General features: G+C 62.5%; 16 protein-coding genes. 9 read left to right on the forward strand and 7 right to left on the reverse strand.

The window, feature by feature from the left end:
* Nucleotides 1-210 precede the first annotated feature (210 nt).
* Together OBACDRAFT_RS23330 and OBACDRAFT_RS23335 are read right to left on the reverse strand one after the other, a co-directional pair.
* Nucleotides 211-1959 carry a GspE/PulE family protein gene (locus tag OBACDRAFT_RS23330; protein WP_043589435.1) on the reverse strand — a complete coding sequence of 583 codons (1749 nt, stop codon included), beginning with the start codon at nt 1957-1959 and terminating at the stop codon, nt 211-213.
* A complete protein-coding gene (locus tag OBACDRAFT_RS23335) occupies nt 1956-4385 on the reverse strand; it encodes a secretin N-terminal domain-containing protein (RefSeq protein WP_081722307.1) in 2430 nt (809 codons plus the stop codon). The genes OBACDRAFT_RS23330 and OBACDRAFT_RS23335 overlap by 4 nt, the downstream gene beginning before the upstream one ends.
* A 235-nt stretch (nt 4386-4620) precedes the next feature.
* On the opposite strand from OBACDRAFT_RS23335, the gene OBACDRAFT_RS23340 reads away from it, so the two are divergent.
* The 4 genes from OBACDRAFT_RS23340 to OBACDRAFT_RS30335 all read left to right on the forward strand — a co-directional run bounded on the left by OBACDRAFT_RS23340 (nt 4621) and on the right by OBACDRAFT_RS30335 (nt 11097).
* Nucleotides 4621-5667 carry an ABC transporter permease subunit gene (locus tag OBACDRAFT_RS23340; RefSeq protein WP_043589441.1) on the forward strand — a complete coding sequence of 349 codons (1047 nt, stop codon included), beginning with the start codon at nt 4621-4623 and terminating at the stop codon, nt 5665-5667.
* 21 nt (nt 5668-5688) lie between these two features.
* Nucleotides 5689-6753: an ABC transporter permease gene (locus OBACDRAFT_RS23345; protein ID WP_043589436.1), complete on the forward strand. Its 1065-nt coding sequence runs from the start codon at nt 5689-5691 to the stop codon at nt 6751-6753.
* Nucleotides 6754-7120: 367 nt separating this feature from the next.
* Nucleotides 7121-8755: an extracellular solute-binding protein gene (locus tag OBACDRAFT_RS23350; protein ID WP_157837269.1), complete on the forward strand. Its 1635-nt coding sequence runs from the start codon at nt 7121-7123 to the stop codon at nt 8753-8755.
* Complete coding sequence (locus OBACDRAFT_RS30335; RefSeq protein WP_052362456.1) at nt 8737-11097, forward strand: ABC transporter ATP-binding protein; 2361 nt, start codon at nt 8737-8739, stop codon at nt 11095-11097. Before OBACDRAFT_RS23350 ends, OBACDRAFT_RS30335 begins: the two co-directional genes overlap by 19 nt.
* A 358-nt stretch (nt 11098-11455) precedes the next feature.
* Here OBACDRAFT_RS30335 and OBACDRAFT_RS23360 read toward each other — a convergent pair whose 3' ends face one another.
* Nucleotides 11456-12349: a PPK2 family polyphosphate kinase gene (locus OBACDRAFT_RS23360; protein ID WP_043589444.1), complete on the reverse strand. Its 894-nt coding sequence runs from the start codon at nt 12347-12349 to the stop codon at nt 11456-11458.
* Nucleotides 12350-12484: 135 nt separating this feature from the next.
* Entirely contained in the window at nt 12485-14815 is a 2331-nt protein-coding gene (locus OBACDRAFT_RS23365) for an alpha-mannosidase (RefSeq protein WP_232767673.1), read from the reverse strand.
* Between OBACDRAFT_RS23365 and OBACDRAFT_RS30340 the strand changes: the two genes are divergently transcribed.
* A complete protein-coding gene (locus OBACDRAFT_RS30340) occupies nt 14792-15106 on the forward strand; it encodes a hypothetical protein (protein WP_232767676.1) in 315 nt (104 codons plus the stop codon). The genes OBACDRAFT_RS23365 and OBACDRAFT_RS30340 overlap by 24 nt on opposite strands.
* An 85-nt stretch (nt 15107-15191) precedes the next feature.
* Here the strand turns inward: OBACDRAFT_RS30340 and OBACDRAFT_RS30345 are convergent, their stop codons facing one another.
* The gene (locus OBACDRAFT_RS30345; protein ID WP_232767679.1) at nt 15192-15644 is read right to left on the reverse strand and encodes a hypothetical protein; all 453 of its coding nucleotides are present in this window, start codon (nt 15642-15644) and stop codon (nt 15192-15194) included.
* A 93-nt stretch (nt 15645-15737) separates the two neighbouring features.
* Complete coding sequence (locus OBACDRAFT_RS23370; RefSeq protein ID WP_043589438.1) at nt 15738-16175, reverse strand: metallophosphoesterase family protein; 438 nt, start codon at nt 16173-16175, stop codon at nt 15738-15740.
* Between the two features lie 118 nt (nt 16176-16293).
* Between OBACDRAFT_RS23370 and OBACDRAFT_RS23375 the strand changes: the two genes are divergently transcribed.
* The gene (locus tag OBACDRAFT_RS23375; protein WP_232767682.1) at nt 16294-18414 is read left to right on the forward strand and encodes a copper-translocating P-type ATPase; all 2121 of its coding nucleotides are present in this window, start codon (nt 16294-16296) and stop codon (nt 18412-18414) included.
* On the opposite strand, the gene OBACDRAFT_RS23380 is transcribed toward OBACDRAFT_RS23375, so the two are convergent.
* Entirely contained in the window at nt 18368-19429 is a 1062-nt protein-coding gene (locus tag OBACDRAFT_RS23380; protein ID WP_232767685.1) for a LacI family DNA-binding transcriptional regulator, read from the reverse strand. The genes OBACDRAFT_RS23375 and OBACDRAFT_RS23380 overlap by 47 nt on opposite strands.
* A gap of 157 nt (nt 19430-19586) precedes the next feature.
* Here OBACDRAFT_RS23380 and OBACDRAFT_RS23385 point away from each other — a divergent pair, with 157 nt between their 5' ends.
* The 3 genes from OBACDRAFT_RS23385 to OBACDRAFT_RS23390 all read left to right on the forward strand — a co-directional run.
* Complete coding sequence (locus OBACDRAFT_RS23385) at nt 19587-20405, forward strand: hypothetical protein (RefSeq protein WP_052362460.1); 819 nt, start codon at nt 19587-19589, stop codon at nt 20403-20405.
* Between the two features lie 37 nt (nt 20406-20442).
* Entirely contained in the window at nt 20443-21048 is a 606-nt protein-coding gene (locus OBACDRAFT_RS25985; RefSeq protein WP_052362462.1) for a hypothetical protein, read from the forward strand.
* A gap of 18 nt (nt 21049-21066) precedes the next feature.
* Nucleotides 21067-22470: right-handed parallel beta-helix repeat-containing protein (locus OBACDRAFT_RS23390; RefSeq protein ID WP_198529972.1), on the forward strand; the 1404-nt coding region annotated here is incomplete at its 3' end.

Raw genomic sequence — 22470 nt, forward strand, 5'->3', positions numbered from 1 at the left:
GGCGGCGGGTTTGTGCGGGCTGCCGTTGCCGGTTTCGGTGACTTGGGTGGGTTGGAGGCTGCGGGCCTGGAGGCGGCGCAGGACGTCGCGGCGTGTGGGGGCGTCAAGGGTGCCTTGGGTGCTGCTGCCGGAAGCGTCGCGAGCGGTGTAATGGAAGGTCGGCATGGGCGGGTGGATGCTGGAGCGACTTAAGTCGTGCCGGGTTGTCCGCTATTCGTTGGTGCTGAGGTTGCGGACGAGTTCGTCGAGGGTGGTGAGGCCGGCGCGGACTTTGTCCCAGCCGGATTGGGCGAGGGTTCTCATGCCGGCGGCGCGGGCACGGTCGGTGAGGGCGCGGTTGGATTCGCGTTGCACGATGAGTTCGTGGTGCGGCTTGGGATGGAATATCTCAAACACGCCGATGCGCCCGCGGTAGCCGGTGCCGCGGCATTTCTGGCATCCGACGGGGTGCATGAGTTGGGTGACGCCGTCGGCGTCGGTGGGTTCGAGTCCGATGGCGGCGAGGTCGGCGCGGATCATCAGGGGGTCGATGGGACGGGGACGGGCACAGTCGGAGCAGAGGCGGCGGACGAGACGCTGGGCGATGACGAGTTCGATGGCGGAGGCAACGAGGAAGGGTTCCACGCCCATGTCCACGAGGCGGGTGATGGCGCCGGGGGCGTCGTTGGTGTGGAGGGTCGAAAAGACGAGGTGGCCGGTGAGGGAGGCGCGGATGGCAATCTCGGCGGTTTCGAGGTCGCGGATTTCGCCGACCATGATGACGTCGGGGTCCTGGCGGAGGGTGTGACGGAGGACGCTGGCGAAGGTGAGGCCGATCTCGGCACGGGTCTGGATTTGGTTGGCGCCGGGGACTTCGTATTCGATGGGGTCTTCGATGGTGATGATGCGCAGGTCGGGGGAGTTGATCTTGCGCAGAAAGGCGTTGAGGGAGGTGGACTTGCCGGAGCCGGTGGGACCGGTGACGAGGATGATGCCGTGGGGGGACTGGAGGACGTGGTCGATTTGTTTTTGTTCTTCGGGCAACATGCCGAGTTTTTCCATCGTGTAGGCCATCTTGCGCTGGTTGAGGAGGCGCAGGGAGATGGACTCGGCGTAGATGGTCGGCATCGTGGAGACGCGGATGTCGAGGTTGGTGTTGCCGGTGCGGAAGTTGATGCGTCCGTCTTGTGGGAGGCGTTTTTCGGAGATGTTGAGGCGCGCCATGATTTTGACGCGGGAGATGATGGCGTCTTGATAGCGGCGAAGGTTGTCGGGGACGGGGACGGGGACGAGGAGGCCGTCCACGCGGTAGCGGATGCGGAGTTGTTCTTCCTGGGGTTCGAAGTGGATGTCGGTGGCGGCGTCGGTGACGGCTTGGGCGATGACGTCGGTGACGAAGCGGACGACGGCGGCGTCGGCATCGGCTTCGAGGTCGGCTTCTTGTTGGGCGGCGAGGGGGAGGTCGTCGTCGGTGTCTTCGAGGCTGCCGGAGCCTACGCCGTAGTTTTCAACGATGAGCTGGCGGACGCGTTCGGCGAGGGAGAGGTGCCAGACGATGGGTCGCGGGGTGAAGGTGGCGATCCAATCGACCATTTGGTGGTCGGGGGGCCAGGGGGTGGCGAGGAGTAAAGGCTGAAGGCTGAAGGGGGCGTCGGTAAGGGGAGCGGGGGGGGGAGAGTCCGTGGTGTTTTTTTCAGCCTTCAGTCCTTCAGCCTGAATGGGGATGATCTGGTAGTCGTGGGCGAGGCGCGAGGGAAGGGTGCGAAGTTCGTCGGTGGCCACGGTGGGCAGGGCAACAGCGGGCAGGCCGGTGGCGAGGGCGAGTTCGTTGAGGAGGGCTTCGGCGGTGAGGCTGAGGGCGGAGGCGAGGTGGTCGGGGCGCTGGTCGCGCGGGGCCTCGGCTATGGCGGCGCGAGCCTCGTCGGTGAGCCGCGCATCGAGTTCGGGCGGCAGGCCCGTGGTGGAGGCTGCGGGAATCATGGCTGGGCAGAAGCGGTGCTGTCGTCGACAGGGGTGATAACAGGGGTGTAGGTGGGAACGGTGTAGGCAGGGGTATAGGTGGAATCAGCGGGTGGAACTGGCGGAGCCACGGGTTGCGCGGGCTGAATGGGCTGGACGGGGGGGGGGGGGGGGGGCGGCGGTGGCGACGCGGGTTGCTGCACGGGTTGCGGCACGGGCCGAGTGGCAGAGGAGGGGATGGTGCGGTTGGGGGTGATGGCGGGGACCGAAGCGGTGGGAAGAGTGCCGGCCGCGTGGTTGGTGCGGGTGATTGTGGTGGGTCCGTAGTCAGTGGAGGCGGCGAGGGGACGGGTGTCGAGAACCTTGCGGATTTCGGCGGCATGGGGAGCACGGTCCACTTGCTGGTAGGCTTCGACGTTGTCGAGTTGCGTGTTGGTGAGGACGGTGGGGCGGATAAAGAAGAGGATTTCGGTGCGCTGGTCAGTTTTGGAACGTTTGCCGAAGAGGTCACCGATCCAGGGGATAGGGCCAAGACGGCTGGTGGTGTTGCCTTTTTTGGTGCGCTGCATGCCGCCGAGAACTACGATGTCGCCGCTGCGGGCACTGAGGAAGGACTTGGCGTTGCGGTCGGTGGTGATGGGTTGTTCGTTGCCGTCGATGGTGACGAAGCCGGAGATGTCCTCGACTTTTTGTTCGAGTTGCATCTGGACGGAGCCGTTGGGGCCGATGAGGGGGGTGACGGTAAGGGTGATGCCGATTTGCTGCTGGGTGATTTGCGAACTGGTGCTAAGGGAATCGGATGTGGTGGTGGTGCCAGTAATGATGGGGCGTTTTTCTCCAATGAAGACCTCCGCTTCTTGGTTGTGCGAGGTGACGATGGTGGGAACGGAGAGGATATTGGTGTTGTTTTTGCGTGGAGTTGTGCTGAGCGAAATTACGCCAGCGAGGGCGTTTTCCTTGGCAGTCTGGAAAAATGTGCCGTTATCAATGCCTGCAATTTTACCTCCCGCTCCACTAGCCGCGAATCCAGTGAGGACGCCATTTTCGATGCGCAGGCCAAGGGTGTCGATGCCACTGGTGGCTTCGTCGGAAAGTGAGACTTCGGCAATGACGACTTCGATGCGCACTTGGGCGAGTAGAACGTCGATCTTGTCAATGAGTTCGCGGGTGAGACGGATGTCGTCCGCAGTGCCGGAAATGATAATGGAGTTGCTGCGTTCGTCGGCGACAACAGTGAGCAGGGTGCTGAATTGTTCGCTGGCGGCCCCTTGGTTGCTGAGGGCGCTGGCGACAGCAGTGTTGCGGCTGGCCTGAGTATTTTGGGCGGTGCGTTGCTGCTGGTTGGCGGTGGCAGTGCGGTTGGCAGTGGTGGTGGCGGCGCGGTTGGTGGTGGCGGCGGCCCCCTGCTGTCCGCCGGTGGTGGTGCGGGTGGCGTTGTTCTGTCCGCTGATGAGCTGGGTAAGGATGGTGTTTACGTCGGGGGCTTTGGCGTGCTTGAGGAAGATGACTTCGCTGCGGGTGTTGGGATCAGCGCGGATGTCGAGCTTGGTGATGATGTTGTCGAAAAAGTTTTGTTCAGCAGGGTGACTGATGAGGATGATCTGGTTGGTGCGGTCGTCGGCAGTGTAGGTGGTGTTGGCGCTGAAATCCTTCTGAAGTTCAGCGGTGATGAAGCTCTTGATTTTGGTCACCACGTCGCTGGCTTTGGCAAATTCGAGGGTATAGGTCTTGGTGGTGAAGTGGGAGGCGACGGGGCGATCCACTTCCTTGAGAACAGCTTCGATGCGCTGGAGGATGGTGATGGTGTCGGTGATGAGGATGCTATTACTTTTTTCGAACGCCATGGGCTGGTTGGCGAGCGTCTGGTTGATAAGTAACGGGAGTTGCTGTGCGATTTCACTGACCCGGAGAAAATCGAGATGGAAGAGCTTGGCCGCGATTCGGCTGCTCGGGGACATGCCAAGCGTGGAGCCTTCGATAAACTCAGGGGCCTCGTTGCGCGCCATCGCACTCGGAACGACTTTGAGGAACTTGTCGCCCAAGGGGACAATGGCGATCTGGTTCATACCGAAGAGTGTTTCGAGGGCGACAACGGCCTCGGCTTTGCTGATCGGTTTTTTAATGGTGAGGGTATAGGTGTTGGCGGGGAGGGCGCCGGGGCGGAGGACGCTGCGGCCGGTCAGACGTTCGAGGAGTTCGAGTGCCTGGGATAGCTCCATGTCTCGCATGATGAGTTCGGGGATCATGTCGTCTGCGGCGGGCGCGCCGATCTGCACAGGCAAGCCGCCTGACAGACCACGATCACGGTGGGGGCGAGCAGGCGCGGAACCTGACGCTGGAGCAGGCGATGGCGAGGGAACCTGAGCGTTGGCGGATTGGAAAAGCCCCAAAAGAGCGGCAACGAGGAACGTGTTACGGAAGAAGGATGAGAGGGGATGCAAGCGCATGGAAGAGCAGATAGACGCCGCAAACGTGCAACTGGCTACAACGAGTGTCGATGGAAAATCGAACCGGAGCACCAATCGGTGAAAATTCCAGAGAACCAAACGGCCATTGGGTGGTCCTTGGGGATTTCCGCCGGTTGGGATTTCCGGCGCTTGCGCCCAGGGACATTCACGGTTCCATGGCGCGTTACGCTTTTATCGCCAATCCAATCTGCCGACCGACGCCAACGCCTTCTTCATGCGGGACTACTTTCTCAGACGTTTTTTGTTGATTCCACCCACGCTCATCGGAGTCACCCTGATTGTGTTTTTCATCACGCGTCTGGTTCCCGGAGGTCCCGTTGAACGCGCGCTGGCGGAGGCGCGGCAGGCGGATGTCGGCGGGACAGGCGGGGGGGGGGGGGGACGAACCGCGGCGCGGGCCGATGCAGCCTCCGGCACATCGCTCTCGGCGGAACAACTCGACCAATTGCGCAAATTCTACGGTTTCGACAAACCCTGGTATGCCGCCTACTTCGACTGGACGGGCAAGGTGCTGCGCGGCGACCTCGGCACATCCTATATCTATCACCTGCCGGTCACGACGGTCATCGCGTCCAAGCTCCCCATCTCGATCTACTTCGGCCTCCTGACCACGCTGCTTACGTATGGCGTTTGCCTGCCGCTGGGCATCGTCAAGGCGATGCGTCATCGCACGCTGATGGACAACGCCACCTCGGTCGTCGTGTTCGCCGGCTACGCGATCCCGAGCTACGTTTTTGGCAGCATCATCATGCTCATATTCGCAGCGCGGCTACAATGGCTGCCGCTGGGCGGGTTCGTGAGCGACGATTTCGCGGATTTCACGTTGTGGGGAAAGTTCACCGACCTCGCCCGCCACACCATCCTGCCGTTGTCGGCCTACATGGTGGGCAGCTTTGCCTTCACCACGATGCTCATGAAAAACCACCTCATGGACAACCTCGCCGCCGACTACATGCGCACGGCGGTGGCCAAGGGCGTGCCGTTTCGCACCGCCGTGTTTCGCCACGCGCTGCGCAACTCGCTCATCCCGCTCGCCACCACCTTCGGCCAAAACATCGGGCTGGTGCTCACCGGTTCGTTTTTGATCGAGGTGGTGTTCGACATCGACGGCATGGGACTGCTCGGGTTCAAGTCGGTCGTTGACCGCGACTACCCCGTGGTCATGGGCATCCTGTTCATCTCGTCGATCCTGCTGCTCGTGGGCAACATCCTGTCCGACCTGCTCGTGGCGGTATTGGACCCACGGATACGATTTAATTAAAGGAAAAGAGAACAACCCGCCATGCGACTCAACCCGATCACCCGCAAAAAGCTCCGGCGCTTCCGTTCGCTGCGGCGCGGCTTTTGGTCGTTCATCGTGCTCACGGCGCTGGTCGTGCTCGCCTGCTTTGCCGAACTCCTCATCAACAACCGCGCCCTCATCGTCCGTTACGAAGGCAACACCTACTTCCCCACCTACGGCGCCATCATCCCCGGCAAAACCTTCGGCCTCGATTACGATTGGGAGACCGATTACCGCCAGCTCCGCGAACGCTTCCTGCAACAACGCGCCGGCGGCGGCGAAAAAACCGGCAACTGGGTCCTCATGCCCCCCGTCCCCTACAATCCGCTCGAAAACTGCAACCCCGGCGAACACATCCGCCCCCGTGCGCCCGACTTCGCGCAGGCCCATTACCTCGGCACCGACACCCAAAACCGCGACATCCTGGCCCGCCTCGTTTACGGATTTCGCAACGCCATCATCTTCGCGTTTTTCTTCATGGCCGGCATCTACCTGCTCGGCATCCTCCTCGGCTGCGCGATGGGCTACTTCGGAGGCACGTTCGACCTCCTCGTGCAACGCCTCATCGAAATCTGGTCCAACATCCCCTTTCTCTACGTTGTCATCATCGTCGCCTCCATCGTCCGCCCCAGCCTCGGCTGGCTCGTGGTCATCACCGTGGCGTTTTCCTGGATGGGCATGACCTACTACATGCGCACCGGCACGTACAAGGAAAAAGCGCGCGACTACGTGGCCGCCGCGCAAGTGCTCGGCGCGGGCGACACGCGCATCATCTTCCGTCACATCCTTCCCAATACAGCCGCCACGCTTGTCACCTTTGTCCCCTTCACCGTGGCCGGCGCCATCACCTCGATCACCGCGCTCGACTTCCTCGGCTTCGGCCTCCCCGTCCCCACGCCGAGTTGGGGCGAACTCCTGCAACAAGGCACCCGCCACCTCACCCTCGCCCCTTGGATCGTGGTGTCCACCTTCACGGCCATGACCCTCGTGCTCACCCTCGTCACCTTCGTCGGCGAAGCCGTCCGCGAAGCCTTCGATCCGAAAAAATTCACGATCTACGAATGAAACCAACTCGCATCCAAATTCTCATTACACTTGTTTCCGCCCTGTTCGCGCTCGCCGTGTCCGGCTGTTCCCGCGACGCCGCCCCCCCCCCCCCGACAACACCGCCGAAGTCGAAGCCTACTACGCCGCGCACCCCGACTTCTTCGTCACCAAGACCCCCGCCGACCTCCCTGCCAACCTCGACTGGACCGATGGCGGTCCCCTCCCCGAAATCGGCTCGCCCGCCCGCAAACGCGGCGGCACCTGGAACGGCCGCATCCAAGACTTCCCGCGCACCCTTCGCGTCATCGGCCCCGATTCCAACAGCGCCTTTCGCGGCTACCTGCAAGACGACTTCGCGCTCTCCTTTGCCGGGCTCCATCCCGACGTGCCCGGCCCCCACCAGTATTTTCCCGCCCTCGCCACCCAATGGGCCATCGATCTCCCCAACCGCACCGTTTACGTAAAAATCGACCCCGCCGCCCGCTGGAGCGACGGCCCCCCCGTCACCACCGACGACGTCTTCTTCACTTTCTGGTTCCACCAAAGCCCCTACATCCAGGCCCCCTGGTACAACAACTACTACGGCATCGGGGAAAACTACACGCGTATCACCCGTTACGATACACACACCTTCTCCGTCACGCTCAAGGAAGCCCGGCCCGACCTCCCCTCTCGCGTCCTTGGACTCGCACCCACGCCGCGTCACTTTTACAAGGAAACCGGCCCCGACTTCGTCACCCGCTACAACTGGCGCTTCGCCCCCACCACCGGCGCCTACGTCATCACCGACGCCGAACTCCGCCGCACCACCACCAACCGCAACCACATCACCCTCGAACGCCTCGCCGACTGGTGGGCCAGCGAAAAACCGTATTTCCGTTACCGCTACAACCCCGCAAAAATCCGCCTCCGTGTCATCCGTGAAACCACCACCGCTTGGGAAGCCTTTCTCACCGGCGAACTCGACGCCTTCGGCCTCAACCTCTCCGAATACTACTATGACCGCCTCCCCGACACCCACCCCCTCGTCGCTCGCGGCCTCATTCAAAAAACCATCTTTTACAACGACATCCCCCGTCCCAACTACGCCCTCTGGATGAACACCGCGCGCCCGCTCCTTGCCAACCGCGACCTCCGCCTCGGCATCCAATACGCCACCAACTGGCAGCTTGTGATCGACCAGTATTTTCGCGGCGACTACACGCGCCTGAACACCACGGCCGACGGCTACGGCTCCATGACGAACCCCAACATCCACGCCCGCCCCTTCGACATCCAACGCGCCGCCGAACACTTCGCCAAGGCAGGCTACACCCAACGCGGCCCCGACGGCATCCTCGTCAACGACCGCGGCGAACGCCTCGCCGTCACCCTCACCACCGGCTACGAAGCGCTCGCCCCCGTCCTCACCATCCTGCAACAAGAAGCCCGCAAAGCCGGCCTCCACTTCGAAGTCGAAATCCTCGACTCCTCCACCGCTTGGAAAAAGGTGCAGGAAAAAAACCACGACATCACCTTCTCCGCCTTCAACGTCGGCGTGGAACTGTTTCCCCGCTACTGGGAATTTTTCCACTCCGCCAACGCCTACGACAAACCCTACCTCACGGACGCCACCGGGACCGGAGCCGGCCACAAAACGCCCAACCCCGACCGCAAGCCCAAAGTCCAGACCAACAACCTGCAATCCATCGCCATCCCCGAACTCGACGCCCTCATCGACGCCTACGACAAGTCCGACGACCTCGACGCCATGCGCAAGATGGCCTGGCGCATGGAGGGAATCATTTACGAAGACGGCTCCTATTCCCCCGCCTTTGCCATGCCCTTTTATCGCACCGGCACCTGGCGCTGGGTTGGCTGGCCGGAAAACTTCAACGCCCGCTACTCCCGCGACGCCCTCGAAACCGCCGTCCACTGGATCGACGAGGACAAGAAAAAGGAAACCCTCGACGCCCGCCGCACCGACCAAAAATTTCCCGTATCCATAAAAACTTACGACCAATGGAAGCCGAAGCAGTAAGCGGGACTCCTCTCCTCGACGTCCGGCACCTTGCCGCCGCCTTTGATACCGACGCCGGTCTGCTCCGCGCCGTGGATGACGTCAGCTTCACCGTCCACCGCGGACGCACCCTCGGCCTCGTCGGTGAATCCGGTTGCGGCAAAAGCGTCACCGCCCTCTCCCTCATGCGCCTCCTCCCCCAACCCTCCGGGCGCATCGTCAGCGGCGAAATTTTGTTTGAAGGCCGCGACCTCGTCCGCGCCGCATCCGACGAAATGCACGCCATCCGCGGCGGACGCATCGGCATGGTTTTCCAGGAACCCATGACCGCGCTCAACCCCGTGCATCGCATTGGCCGCCAGCTTGCCGAAGTTTTCCTCCTGCACCGCACCCGCGACCCGCGCGAAGCCATGCGCCTCGCCATCGACATGCTGCAAAAAGTCGGCATCCCCTCCCCTGAAACCCGCGCCCTCGAATACCCCCACCAACTCTCCGGCGGCATGCGCCAGCGCGTCGTCATTGCCATGGCCCTCGCCTGCAAACCCGCCCTCCTCATTGCCGACGAACCCACCACCGCGCTCGACGTCACCATCCAGGCCCAGATCCTCGACCTCATCCGCGAACTCCAGGCCGAGATGGGCATGGCCGTCATCCTCATCACGCACGACCTCGGCGTCATCGCCGAAACCTGCGACGACGTCGTTGTCATGTATGGCGGCCGCATCGCCGAACAAGGCCCCGTCGAACAAATTTTCCAACACCCTACCCACCCCTACACCCGCGGCCTCCTCCGCTCCATCCCCCGACTCGACTCCCAGCGCAAGACCCGTCTCGAAACCATCCCCGGCCTCGTCCCCGGCCTCGCCGACCTCCCCGCCGGCTGTCGCTTCCAAAACCGCTGTCCCTGGCGTATCCCTGCCTGCGATACACAACCCCCGCTCGAAACCGTGACTGGCAATGCCCCCGCCCACCTCACCGCCTGCCACCGCTGGCGCGAGAGTGCCGCAACGGAGATCGGCGCGGGCAAGATGCCTGCGGTCCCAAGCGAAGAAACAACGGTTGCGGGCGAGACGCCCGCGCCACGCGTAGGGGCTTCGCTTGCGAAGCCCGCGTTTGCAGGCGACGGCATCAAATGGCATGCGCGGGCGTCGCAAGCGACGCCCCTACCTGCGGGCGAGATGCCCGCGCCACATCGGAATGCCGGCAAGAGGCCGGTGCTCCCAGACGCTGCTGCATTTACCCCCCCCCCCCCTCCGAACGTTCAGCGTTCAACGTTAAATGTTCAATGTTCAACGTTCGACGGCGAAGCCGCCCCTCCCGCCACTTCGACGTTGGATGTTGGGCGTTCGACGTTGGACGTTCGGCGCGCAGCGCCGCCCCCCCCCCCCCTCCTCACCATCCGCGACCTCCGCATGCATTTTCCCGTGCGCTCCGGACTCTGGCTCCGCGCCCGCGCCTGGTGCCGCGCAGTCGATGGCGTGTCGCTCGCGCTCAACCCCGGCGAAACCCTCGGACTCGTCGGCGAATCCGGCTGCGGCAAGACCACGCTCGGCAAAACCATTATCCGTCTCCATAAACCCACTACCGGCGAAATCCACTTCGACGGCACCGACCTCGCCCCCCTCTCCCGCCGTCAGCTCAAACCCCACCGGCGCGAGATTCAGATGATTTTTCAAGACCCCGCCGAATCCCTCAACTCCCGCCACTCAGTCGGCCAGCTCCTCGCAGAACCCTTCATCATCCACCGCATCGGCACCCCTGCCGAACGCGCCCGCCATGTCGCCGCGCTCCTCGAACGCGTCGGCCTCCCCGCCAGCGCGGCGGACCGTTTTCCCTTCGAATTTTCCGGCGGACAACGCCAGCGCATCGGCATAGCCCGCGCCCTTGCGCTCAACCCCAAACTCATCATTTGCGACGAACCCGTCTCCGCGCTCGACGTCTCCGTGCAAAGCCAGGTGCTCAACCTCCTCCTCGACCTCCAGCGCGAACGCGGCCTCAGCTACCTCTTCATCGCGCACGATCTCGCCGTCGTGAAGCACATCTCCGACCGCATCGCCGTCATGTATCTCGGCCACATCGTGGAGAGCGCCGGTGCTGACACGCTCTATCGCCGTGCCGCGCACCCCTACACCCGCGCCCTCATCTCCGCCATTCCCGAGGCCACCCCGCGCCGCCAGACCAGCCGCATCGTCCTGCAAGGCGACGTCCCCTCCCCTCTAGCCCCGCCCTCCGGCTGTCCCTTCCACCCGCGCTGTCCCCACGCGCAAGACCGCTGCCGACTCGAAAAACCAGTCCTTCGCACGCTCGACGCTGACGCTCCGGGCAACAGCGACCACGCAGTCGCCTGCCATTTCATCCTTTGATTTGTAGTTTTTTCTCAACTACAACCATCATGCGTCGTGGCCATCGCCGCTGACCATCATTTTCCATCCAAAGATATAATAGGGCATTTCATTTAAACTGTAGCCATTTGACACCTGGTAGGGAGGCCTCTCCGAGGCCTCCGAAGCCACGCTCCATCCACCTATGAGTTTCGCATCCTCTCACCACGCACAACGGAGGCCTCGGAGAGGCCTCCCTACCGTTAAAACAACGGACACAACTCAGATGAAAATACTCTAAAGAGCATCAAGAACCTCACGCGGAGGCGCGGCGGAAAAAACAACAAAACTCCGCGTCCTCCGCGTCTCCGCGTGATATATTTCTGATCGGGAAATGGTATCACACCTCTTTTTTCAACTTCGTCCCGATGCGCGTGATCATCTTCTTATGCTCGGCGCTGACCTCGGGATATTTTAGCGGAAGCAGTTGCAGGGCGCGGACAATGGTCTCCGAAACCGCCAGCCGCGTGAACCACTTGCGGTCGGCAGGAATCACGAACCAAGGCGCATACGGTGTGCTGGTATTTCGGATACACTCCTCATACGCCTTCTGATACTCGTCCCAATGCTGGCGCTCGGCGTAGTCGGCATCGGAAAATTTCCAGTTTTTGTCCGGGTTTTCCACACGGGCGAGGAAGCGCCGGGCCTGTTCTTTTTTTGAAACATTAAGGAAAAACTTCACGATCATCGTGCCGTTATCCACGAGATATTTTTCGAAATTGTTGATCTGCTCGTAACGCTTTTCCCACACGTCTTTGCCGAGGGCGACGGCGGGGAGTTTCTGGCGCTGGAGGATCTCGGGATGCACCTTGGCGACGAGCACTTCCTCGTAGTAAGAGCGGTTGAAAATACCGATTTCACCGCGGCGCGGCAGCGCCTTGACCGAACGCCAGAGATAGTCGTGATCCAGCTCCTCGGCTGATGGCGTTTTGAAACTGGTGACGTGGCATCCCTGCGGGTTGATGCCAGACATGACGTGTTTGATGACGCCGTCTTTGCCGGCCGCGTCGAGCGCCTGAAAAATGATCAATACGCTGTGTTTGTCCTGCGCGTAGAGTTTGTCCTGGAGTTCGCTGAGCAGGGCGACGTTGGACTGCACTTTTTCCAGTGCAGCCTCCTTGTCCTTGTATCCACCGGAGTAGGACGGATCGTAGTCTTTCTTGAGGCTGATTTTTTTGCCGGGTGGGACGAAAATATCACGAAGCTTGATTTTGAGGGTGTCGCTCTCGCCCATTTTGATGGAAAGCGAGGCATTGGGTCTGAGGCGGATTTTTTTCATGCACGGCAATAGTGGAGCAATTGCCATGATTTGCGAATTTTTCGCGCCGATAGGCTATTCCCATCGGCGCGAAGAGGAGATGGCGCGGACTCAGCGGCTGATTTTGACCGAGAGGACTTTGTATTGCGTGAAGGGCAGGTCGATGCCGCCAACACTGGGTTTGCCCAGACTGGTGCCGTCGAGTGCCAAGGGTTCAGCTTTCCAGCCGTCGGCGAGTTTCACGGAAACGGTGCCGTTGCGGCCCAGCGTTTCGTGCAGGCGCAAGACCCAGCCGCCCTTGACCGGCTCGGCCCAGGAAGGTGCGAGCGAGGGAGCGCCGTCAATCGAGACAAGGCCCGCATTCACCGGCGCGCCGTTGTAGGGCAGGCAGGGTGTGTAGAGGGTGTCGGCAAGCACGGCGGGTTGCTCGGCAAGGGGCGCGTCGGAAGCGAAACGTCCGAGGGCAATTTCGATGTGGTGCTGGCCAAGATCGGAATAGAAGGGACGTTCGGTTTCGCGGATTTTCGGGTGGTGGTCCGCCTCGGTGATGAGGGCGCTGCGCAGGAGGCTGAGGCCAACGGTGCCGTTGTGCACGGTGAAGCCGTATTTGGACTCGGTGAAGAGGGCGAGGCCTTCGCTTTGCGCGTCGTCGAGGAGGGTCATCCAGCGGCTGCCGGCGACTTCCCAGTTGGCTTCTTCGCGGGGATAGCCGGGCCACTGGCCGCGGAGGACGCTGCCGTAGGGTGCGCCGTAACGGGCTTCGCGTCCGCGGTAGTCGGTGGCGAATATCGCCTTGAGCCACATGAGCGAGTCCTGCCAGTCGATGTCGTAGGCCACGCGGAGAACGGATTCTCCAGCCGTGAGCGAATAGCGCACGGTGATGGTGCTTTGTTTCGCAATGGTGTAGTCGTAGCTGATCGTGGTGGTGAGGGCGTTGGTCTGGGTGATGGCGGGTTTGCCTTTGCCTGCGAGTTGCGCGACTTGGCCGGTGACGATCGCGGTGCGGTCAACGTCCCAGGCTTCGAAGGCGGCGGGGTGATCCGGGTAGGCGGCGAGTTGTGTTATTTTTCCGGATACAGCGGAGAGGGCGACGTTGTGGCCGTCCACAGAGAGCGCGGTGAGTTGTCCGTTTTTGTCGAAGCGGGCAGTGACGCGTTCGCTGCTCAGCGTGGCAGTGCCAGAAGCGGCAAGGTTTGCCTTGGGCGTGGCGATGCGGGCGGGGGCAGCGAGTTCTGCGAACGGAGCGCCGGAGAGGGGCGCGAGTTCGTAGGCGCGTCCGTCTTCCGTGACCCATGTGCGGGCAATGGGAAGGGGGTTGAACAGGCCTGTTGCCGCGGCGGACTTTTTCTTGTCGTTGGCGTTTTTTGCAGAGGCGCCGGTGGAGAGAACTTTGCCCGCAGCGTCGATGGCTTCGGCGCTGAGTTTTTCGAGTTCGGGAATCGCCTCGGCATACACTTCCCAGATGGAGCTGCCGGGGATGTAGTCGTGGAAATGCGAGAAGGCGGCGCGGCGCCAGGCGTAGTCGTCGATGGGACCGGAGCCTGTAACGACGTGGGCGGCTTCCTGGATTTGCAGGGCGCGCTCAATGCGGCGGAAGGCGCTTTTGAGGGCGCCGTGCGTGGTGAATACGCCGCGGTGGAGTTCGAGGAGGAGTTCGCCGGTGACGGCGGGGAGTTGGTCTTTGATCGCGTTGAGGCGGTCGAAGAAGGGTTCGATGTTGCCCCATTGCGTCTTGGGAACACCAGCGAGGTTGTTCACGCGGCGGGCGCGTTCGATCATGATTTCAGTGGTGCCGCCGCCGCCGTCGCCGTAACCGGTGGGTTGCAGGAATTCGTTGTGGATGCCGGCTTGCTGGTGATGCAGCGCGTCCTCGCGGAGGTTTTTGATGTTAACGGCTTCGTTGTAGTCGTGGAGGAGGACGATGTGAGAGGGGATTTCGGAGCCGTCGGGTCCGCGCCAGCGGAAACTGGTGTGCGGAAAACGGTTCACCGTGGACCAGGAGAGTTTGCTGGTGAAGAAGCCTTTGACGCCGAGGCCGACGAGGAGCTGGGGCATGCAGCCGCTGTATCCAAAAACGTCGGGCAACCAGAAAACTTTTGCCGGGTTGCCGCGCAGTTCGGTGAATCCGGCCTGGCCGAGGCGGAGGCTGCGCAGGAGGGCTTCGCCGCAGGGCATCTGGGTGTCGCATTCAACGTAGCTGGCTCCGGTGGCGTCCCAGCGTCCGGCTTTGACGAGTTTTTTCACCTGGGCGTGGAGTTCGGGCGAGATGCGTTTGACGGCGTCGTAACTGGCGGGCTGCGAGTAACCGAATTTGAATTCTGGATACTCTTTCATCAGGCGCACTTGGGTGGACCAGGAGTGAACGGCTTTGCGTTCGCCAATGCGTTCGGGCCAGAGCCACACGAGGTCGATGTGCGCGTGGCCGGTGAGGACGGCTTTCATGCCGGTCGCATCGGATTCGGCGGGGAAGTCGGCGTAGATTTTTTTGAGTTCTTTGGAGAGGGCCGCGGGGCCGTAGCGATCAAGGACGTCAATGGCCGCGTCAAGACGGATGCAGAGGCGGCGGAAGAGGGGGCTGGCGCGGAAGGCGGGCGCAGAGAAGCGAACGGGGTCGGTGAAGCGTTTGGGCGTGCCAACGACGGGTTGGTAGTCGCGGTGTTCGCATTCGATGAGGTCGAGGAGAACGATGAGGTCGAAGTAGGCGTTCCATGCGTCGTCGTTGCGAAGGACTAGGCCGGGCGCAGTGTAGCGGCTGCCTTCCTGGTCGAGCGGCGCAGCTTCGCCACCGAGCCAGATGCCGGAGCGGATGCAGATGGACTCAACAAGGAGTTCGCGCGTGCCGGCGGGAATGGGAATGTAGGGGTGCGCAATATCGAGGCCGGAGTAGGGAACGCCGTCGATGTAAATGGTGCCTTCGGCCTGATCGTTCCAGACGAGGTAACGGGTGCGTTTGTCGGTGTTGTTGGCGGCGTTTTTGCCTTTGCCCTTGGCGGAAGCAGCGGGGGGGGGGGGGGATGGAGGCGGGGAGGCTTACTTTGTACCAGCGCTGGGCGTATTTTGGACCCCAGTTGGAGGCGCCTTCCGGCACGGGTGTAAAATCGGATGGTTTAAGGCCGGGCGCGTCACGGAATTCCCGATACACGGGTGTGTGCGCGACTTTGATGCCGGCGGCTTCGTCGGGCAGCGGCTGCCAGATTTGGGCGTGCAGACGGCGGGTGGCTTCTGCAATGCGGGCGGGAATGAGTTGGGTGAGAAATGTGCGTGGGAGCATGACGTGAGAAAGCGATTAGCGGACCACGTTTGGTATTCTAATGCAAGCGGCAAGAAGAGGAGAAGCCGCGTTTTCCAACTCACCTGCCAAGCATCACAACCGCACCAGCTTCCAATTCACGATTCGTCCATCGGCGACTTCGAGCCATGCGAAGCTCTTGATGGTGGCGCGCGGACGGCTGATGCAACCGGGATTGAGCCAGCGCACGCCACGCTCGTCGGTTTCGTCGCGCGGCACGTGCGTGTGACCATGCAACACGGCGGCGCAACCAGCAGGCGCGCGACGCGGCGGGATGTGCACGAGATGAAAGCGCACGCCCTGACGTTCGAGGTTGAGCGTCAGCGGCCAGGCGGGATGGATGTCGTTGTTGCCAAGAATAACGCGGAGCGGCGGGCCGAGTTGCTCGAACTCGACGAGCACCGAGGGATCGCACACGTCACCAAGGTGCCAGATTTCGTCGGCCCCCTTGAGCAGGCCGGGCAGCCTGGCCGGGTAATGATCGTGGGTGTCGGCAAGAACGGCGATTCGCATGGCAACGACAACGTTGCTCGCGTCTGGCAGGGCTGGGCAAGGTCGAAGAAAATTCAAGTGCGCTGTCCGCCTGAGTCGTAGTATAGACTGCTCCTCTTCCGGCGATCCGATCCAATCCATGTCCTCCTGCTGCCCACACTGCCACGAACCTGCTCCCTCCGCTCCGACACCCACGCCCGGCTCCACGAGGTCCGACGCCCCCGACACCTCTCCCGTTTATATGGGCCTGCCGCACGAACGCGTGCTGCGCCCGCGCTTCTGGGTCGCGCTCGTGCTCACAATCCCCGTCTTCGTGCTCGCCATGGGCGAGATGGCGGCTCCAGCGCTCTTTGCGCACATCGACCCGCGCGTGTCGGCCTGGCTGCAACTTGTGCTGACCACGCCGGTGTTTTTCTGGAGTGGCGCGTTCTTCATCCGCCGCTGGTGGAAATCCATCCGGGAACGCGACACCAATATGTTCACCCTCACGGTCACCGGCACAGGGGCCGCGTATTTTTATTCCGTCGCCGCCGTGCTTTTCGGCGAACATTTTCCCGCGGCGCTGCAAGCCGCCGGCCAAGCGCACGCCGCGGCGAACGCCACCGGAGCCCCCCCCCCCCCTGCCCTGCCGCCGCTGTATTTTGAAGCCGCCGCCGTCATCACGACCATCGTTCTCTTCGGCCAGATTCTCGAACAACGCGCCCACGCCCGCACCGACGCCGCCATCCGTGCGCTCATGGATCTCACTCCCCGCATCGCACACCGTATCCGTGCCGACGGGACCGAGGAGGATGTGCCGCTCGCCGATGTGCAACCCGGTGACACGCTCCGCGTGCGCCCCGGCGAAAACATTCCTGTTGACGGAAAACTCACTCCCGACTGCGACGCAGGCGACGTGGATGAATCAATGCTCACCGGCGAGCCCATCCCTGTGACCAAGCGCCCCGGCGACACCCTCAGCGCTGGCACGCTCAACACCACCCGAGCCCTCCTCATGCGCGCCGAACGCGTTGGGGCCGACACGCTCCTCGCCCGCATTGTTGCCCTCGTCGAGCAGGCCACCGAAAGCGAAGCCCCCATCCAGCGCCTCGCCGACCGCGTGGCGGGCTGGTTCGTGCCCGTCGTATTGGGAATTTCATTGCTCACGTTTTTTGCATGGTGGCTGCTCGCGCCCGGCTCCGGTTTTCTTCACGGCCTGCTCAACGCCGTGGCCGTCCTCATCATCGCCTGCCCCTGCGCGCTCGGATTGGCGACACCCGTCTCGCTCGTCACCGGCATCGGGCGCGGCGCGCAAGCCGGCGTCCTCGTCAAAGACGCCGCCGCCCTCGAACGTCTTGAGAAAACCACCACCCTTCTCATCGACAAAACCGGCACCCTTACCGCCGGACGCCCGGGCGTTGTATCAATCGAACCACTACCCGGACATTCAGCCGCCGGCCTTCTCCGCCTCGCCGCCGCCGCCGAGCAATCCAGTGAGCACCCGCTCGCCCGCGCCATCGTTGGCGCCGCCCGTGAACAACATCTCGATATTCCCGCCGCCACCGATTTCCACACAGAACCCGGCGCTGGCGTCACCGCGCGCGTTGAAGGCTGCGTGATAAAAATTTGTCGTGCGTCCGCCGACACACACCTTGCCGGGCATCCCACCGCCACGCTCGTTGCCGTCGAGATCGACGATCGCCCCGCCGGGCTCATCGCGCTCGAAGATCCCATCAAGGCAACCACGCCCCCCGCCGTCGCCGAACTCCGCCGCCTCGGCCTGCGCGTCGTCATGGTCACCGGCGACCGCGAAGCCGCCGCCCGTGCCGTATCCGAAAAACTGTTACTCGACGGTTTCCACGCCGCCGTCACGCCCGAGCGCAAGCAGGAACTCGTGCGCGAACACCAGGCGCGCGGCGAGCGGGTCGTCTTTGCCGGTGATGGCCTCAACGATGCCCCCGCCCTGGCCGCCGCCGACGTGGGCATAGCGATGGGCACCGGCACGGATGTGGCGATGCACAGCGCCGGCCTCGTCCTCGTCAAAGGAGACCTGAACGCCCTCGTGCGCGCCGTTCACCTGAGCCGCGCCACACTGCGCAACATCCGTCAAAACCTCTTCTGGGCCTTTTTTTACAACGGCCTCGGCATCCCGCTCGCCGCCGGTCTCCTGTATCCATTTACCGGATGGCTGCTCAATCCGATGGTCGCCGGCGTGGCGATGAGCCTCAGTTCCTTCAGTGTCGTCGCCAACGCCCTGCGCCTGCGGCGGGTGAAATTATAGCGGTAAACGGTCCCTCCACCCACCGCCCCTCCACCATCGTCACCTTGGGATCAGCAGGGATGCCTGTTTCGTTGCGCTGGATCTGCCCGGTGATCAAATCGATCACCGCCGCGCCCACGACCTCCGGTCTCTGGTCCAGCCCCGCGTAACCCGGCAAGGCATCCAACTGCGCCAATCCCATCGCTGCCCCTCCCGCCGCCCGAGCCCAAGCCAACAGGGCCACGTCGGTGCAAATCATCGCATCCGGATGGTGCTCCGTAATCCACTCCGACAACCGCTCACGGTCCGGTGTCTCGTAGTTAAAACGCTCCACGGACGATGCCCCGTGCATTTGCTGAAACACCAGAATCGCCGCGAGCCAGTTGTGCACCACGATCCGGCTCACACGTTTTTCCATCGCCACACCGATCCTCCGAAACCCCTGCCGCCGCAGCGTTTTCAACGTGTGCATCATCCCCTGAAACTGGTGCGGACAGGCGCGGTGCAACGAAGGGCGGATCATCGAATAGCCGACCGCCGCGCACGAAAACCATTCCCAGCGCAACCGCATGTGTCCGAAACCCTCCGGTAGTGGCGCCACGCATACACCACGAATGCCGCGGCTGCGCAAAATCTCGCTCAATCGCCGCGCCGTCATCCCCGGCTCGCGCAACCAGAAATGCTCCACCCGGTACCCCTGCTGCGCCGCCCGTTCGCACGCGCCTGCAAACACCGCCGGCGAAAACCGGTTGCACCGCCATCCTTCGCGCTTCGCGAATGCCGTCACGTAGGCGATGGTGCCGATTTCCGCCGCCGGTTTCCCGTTGCGCGAGCCACGTCCGCCGCGCCGCCCCGCCAGCGCCGCAATCAACGGGTCAGGCTGGTAATTCATCTCCGTTGCCAGCCGTCGCACCCGTTCGCGCACGCCCATCGAGATGCGCGGCGAGTTGCGCAACGCCATGCTCACCGTCGCCGCCGTGACGCCGGCGGCCTCGGCGATGTGCTTCAACGTGATGCGATGGGTCATATCGTTCATGATGGAAATGGAGGCTGGGATTACTCTGTCAGTTGCGGCGATGTTTAATCAGTTAAACAACGAACCGGTTGCTGCTGCAAGCAGGCGAAAATTAGCGTCCGCCCCCACATACAAACACCCGATCCGGGTTCCCGCTAAAATCCAAAGCCCTGCAACTATGAAATCATCCATCTGTCATTCACTCCTCGCCACTGTTGCCTGCCTCGGCCTGCTCGTCCCGTCCACCCGCGCCGCGCTCTCCATCACGGCGGACAAAATCACAACCACGGAAGGATCTTCTACCTACGGCTACACCCTCACCTATGACGACATGCTTGCAGCCATAACCGCCGCAGGTCATATTCCCACCACGAGCACTACCACCACTGCTACAAGCACCCTCTCCACTGGCGGCAAGTTCTTCGACGACATTTTTGACAAAAGCGCCAACATCCGTTTGTCGGCGGAAAGCAAATCCAGCGCCTGGAACAATGTGTTCATCTACGCCAGCGGCGGCACCACACAGTCGTATTTCACCTACAAGTTCGACTTCACCGCGGCCGGTTACCAGATCGAGTCATTCACCGTGAAAGACGCCCTGTACACGGTCAACCAGACGCGCTCCGTCACCACCCAATACAGCACTGACGGTATCACCTGGACGGATACAGACGGCGCGCTCACGAACGTCCTGCGCACCAGCACCTCGATCACCAGCGGCATAACGAGCGGCATATCACCCAGCATCACACTCTCGTCAGGCATTTCCACACTCTACTATCGCGTCGTTTTCACCTCGCTTCCCCCCGGCACCGCGACCTTCAACGCCCAACAATCATGGAATCGCAGCAATGGCACCGCCGGCCAAAACGCCAATCTCTTCGCAATTAATTTTAATCTCACCTCCATTCCCGAACCCGCCAGTATCGCCCCACTGATCGCAGCAGCAGCACTCGGATTTGTTTGCTGGACTCGCTGCCATCGCCGCTCCCTCTAACCCCCTCCCCCCCCCCCCCACCACACACACTGCCACAATGGCCATAAAACCCATCCGCCTCCCACTAAACCTTCTGTTCGCCGCCACCGTGGTTTTCGCCACTACGGGCGCCGCCACCACCGCAACGACCGGCGCAGCCGACACGCTTCTGGTCGATTTCGCCACCGCGGACGGCCTGCGCACCGAACGCCGCGCATCCGCCGTGCGCATCGACGACTGGCCCGGTTCACCCTCGCCCGGCGACAAAGCCGCCATCATCACCATTAACGACATCCCCGCCGGGCAGAAAAACGACAACGTCGCCCGCCTCTTCAAACGCCTCTCCACCGCGACCGACTGGAGCACGCACCAAGGCGACACCCTTGCGCTCAGCATCGGCTGGAAATTTCTCGAAAAACCACGGGGCCGCCACCGCCTCTTCCTCCTCATCCAAACCAACGCCGGCACCGCCAACATCACCCTTTCCCCCAGCCTCGACAACATCCTCAGCAACGACGGCGCCCCGCGCGAATTCACCACCGCCAAATCCGCCGCAGGCGAAATCAACTGGAGCCACGTCGTTCAAGTCGCCGTCATCATCGACGGCCTGACCCTTGACGACTCTGGTGAAATCGCCGTCGGAAAATTAAGAATCAAGAATTAAGAACCGCAAACCACACCCATGCCAAACACCCACCCCCGCTCCGCCGCCTGCATCCTGTTTGCCGTCGCCGCCGTCGTATTCGCCACCACGATACGCATCGGTGCAGCCACCGCGGTCAATCTCCTCTCCCCGGTAAAAATCCAAAACCTCCCGGCTGACTTCTACGCACGCCCCGGCCTCGAAAACCTGCCTCGCATCGACTACGCTACGCTCGCCGTCATCAACGTCCGCGACACCGGGGCCACCGGAGACGGCATCACCGACGACCAACCCGCCTTCGAAAAAGCCCTTGCCACCCTCAATCAACTAGACCGCGGCGGCATCCTCTACATCCCCGCCGGCACCTACACCTTCTACAAGAACCGAGCCAACAGCGTCTGGCGCGTCAACGGCCCCGCGAAAACCGACGGCAGCGGCAACGCCCCCCTCCGCAACATCCACTTCGTCGGCGAAGGCGAACGCTCCATCATCCGCTGCGTGCCCGGCCTCATCGCCCCCGGCAAGAACTTCGCGGCCACCTACGCATGGGACTTCGGCGACGCGGAAAACGTCACCCTCCGCGACCTCGCCTTCACCGTCTTCCCCTTCTACAACGCCCGCGGCACCGGCCATTTTCGCGGCATGTATGCCCTCCAGTTCGGTTCCTATTCGCCGGACGCCCGGCGCGTATCCGGTGTTCAACTACTCCGCGTCACCTTCGACCAGACCCTCATCGGCCCGCTCTTCCGCCGCGGCTGCACCGACTCATGGATCGTTGACTGCCGCGTGCGCAACACCACCGCCGACGGCATCCACATCGACACCTCCTCCCGCGTTACTGCCGCCTACAACCTCGTTGAATACACCGGCGACGACGCCCTTGCTTCCATCTCCGTCCAGAGCGTCAAACGCCCCGCCACCGCCAACCGATTCCTCCACAACACCCTCATCGAAGCCCAATGCCGCGGCGTCGCCCTCGGCGGTATCGACATAGACGTATCCGATAACTGGATCGAACGCTCGCAACTCCCCGCCATCTACCTGCACGCCCACGGCCACAACCCCGTTGACGGCGACCCCGTGCTCCGCCCCCTCGTCCGCCGCAACACAATCGTCTCCACCAACCTCGCTTCCAACCTCAACGCCTATCCCGGCGGCATCCTCGGTGAATTTAACATCCGCGACGCCATCATCGAACAAAACGCCCTCTACGCCACCGAAGGCGACGCCATCAACTTCAACCGGTATCCCACACAACACTACACTGGAAAGACCGGAGTCACCGTCACCGACCCAACCAACATCACCCTCCGCGACAACTGGATCGAAGCCAGCCAAGGCTTCGGCCTCCAAGTCTCACGCGGTGTCCGCATCGACAACCTGCTCTTGGAAAACAACAATACCTTTGTTGACAACCAAGCCGGCTCCGTCGCCCTGCGCGGC

Origin of the sequence: Geminisphaera colitermitum TAV2, from assembly GCF_000171235.2 — a bacterium.
GTDB lineage: Bacteria > Verrucomicrobiota > Verrucomicrobiia > Opitutales > Opitutaceae > Geminisphaera > Geminisphaera colitermitum.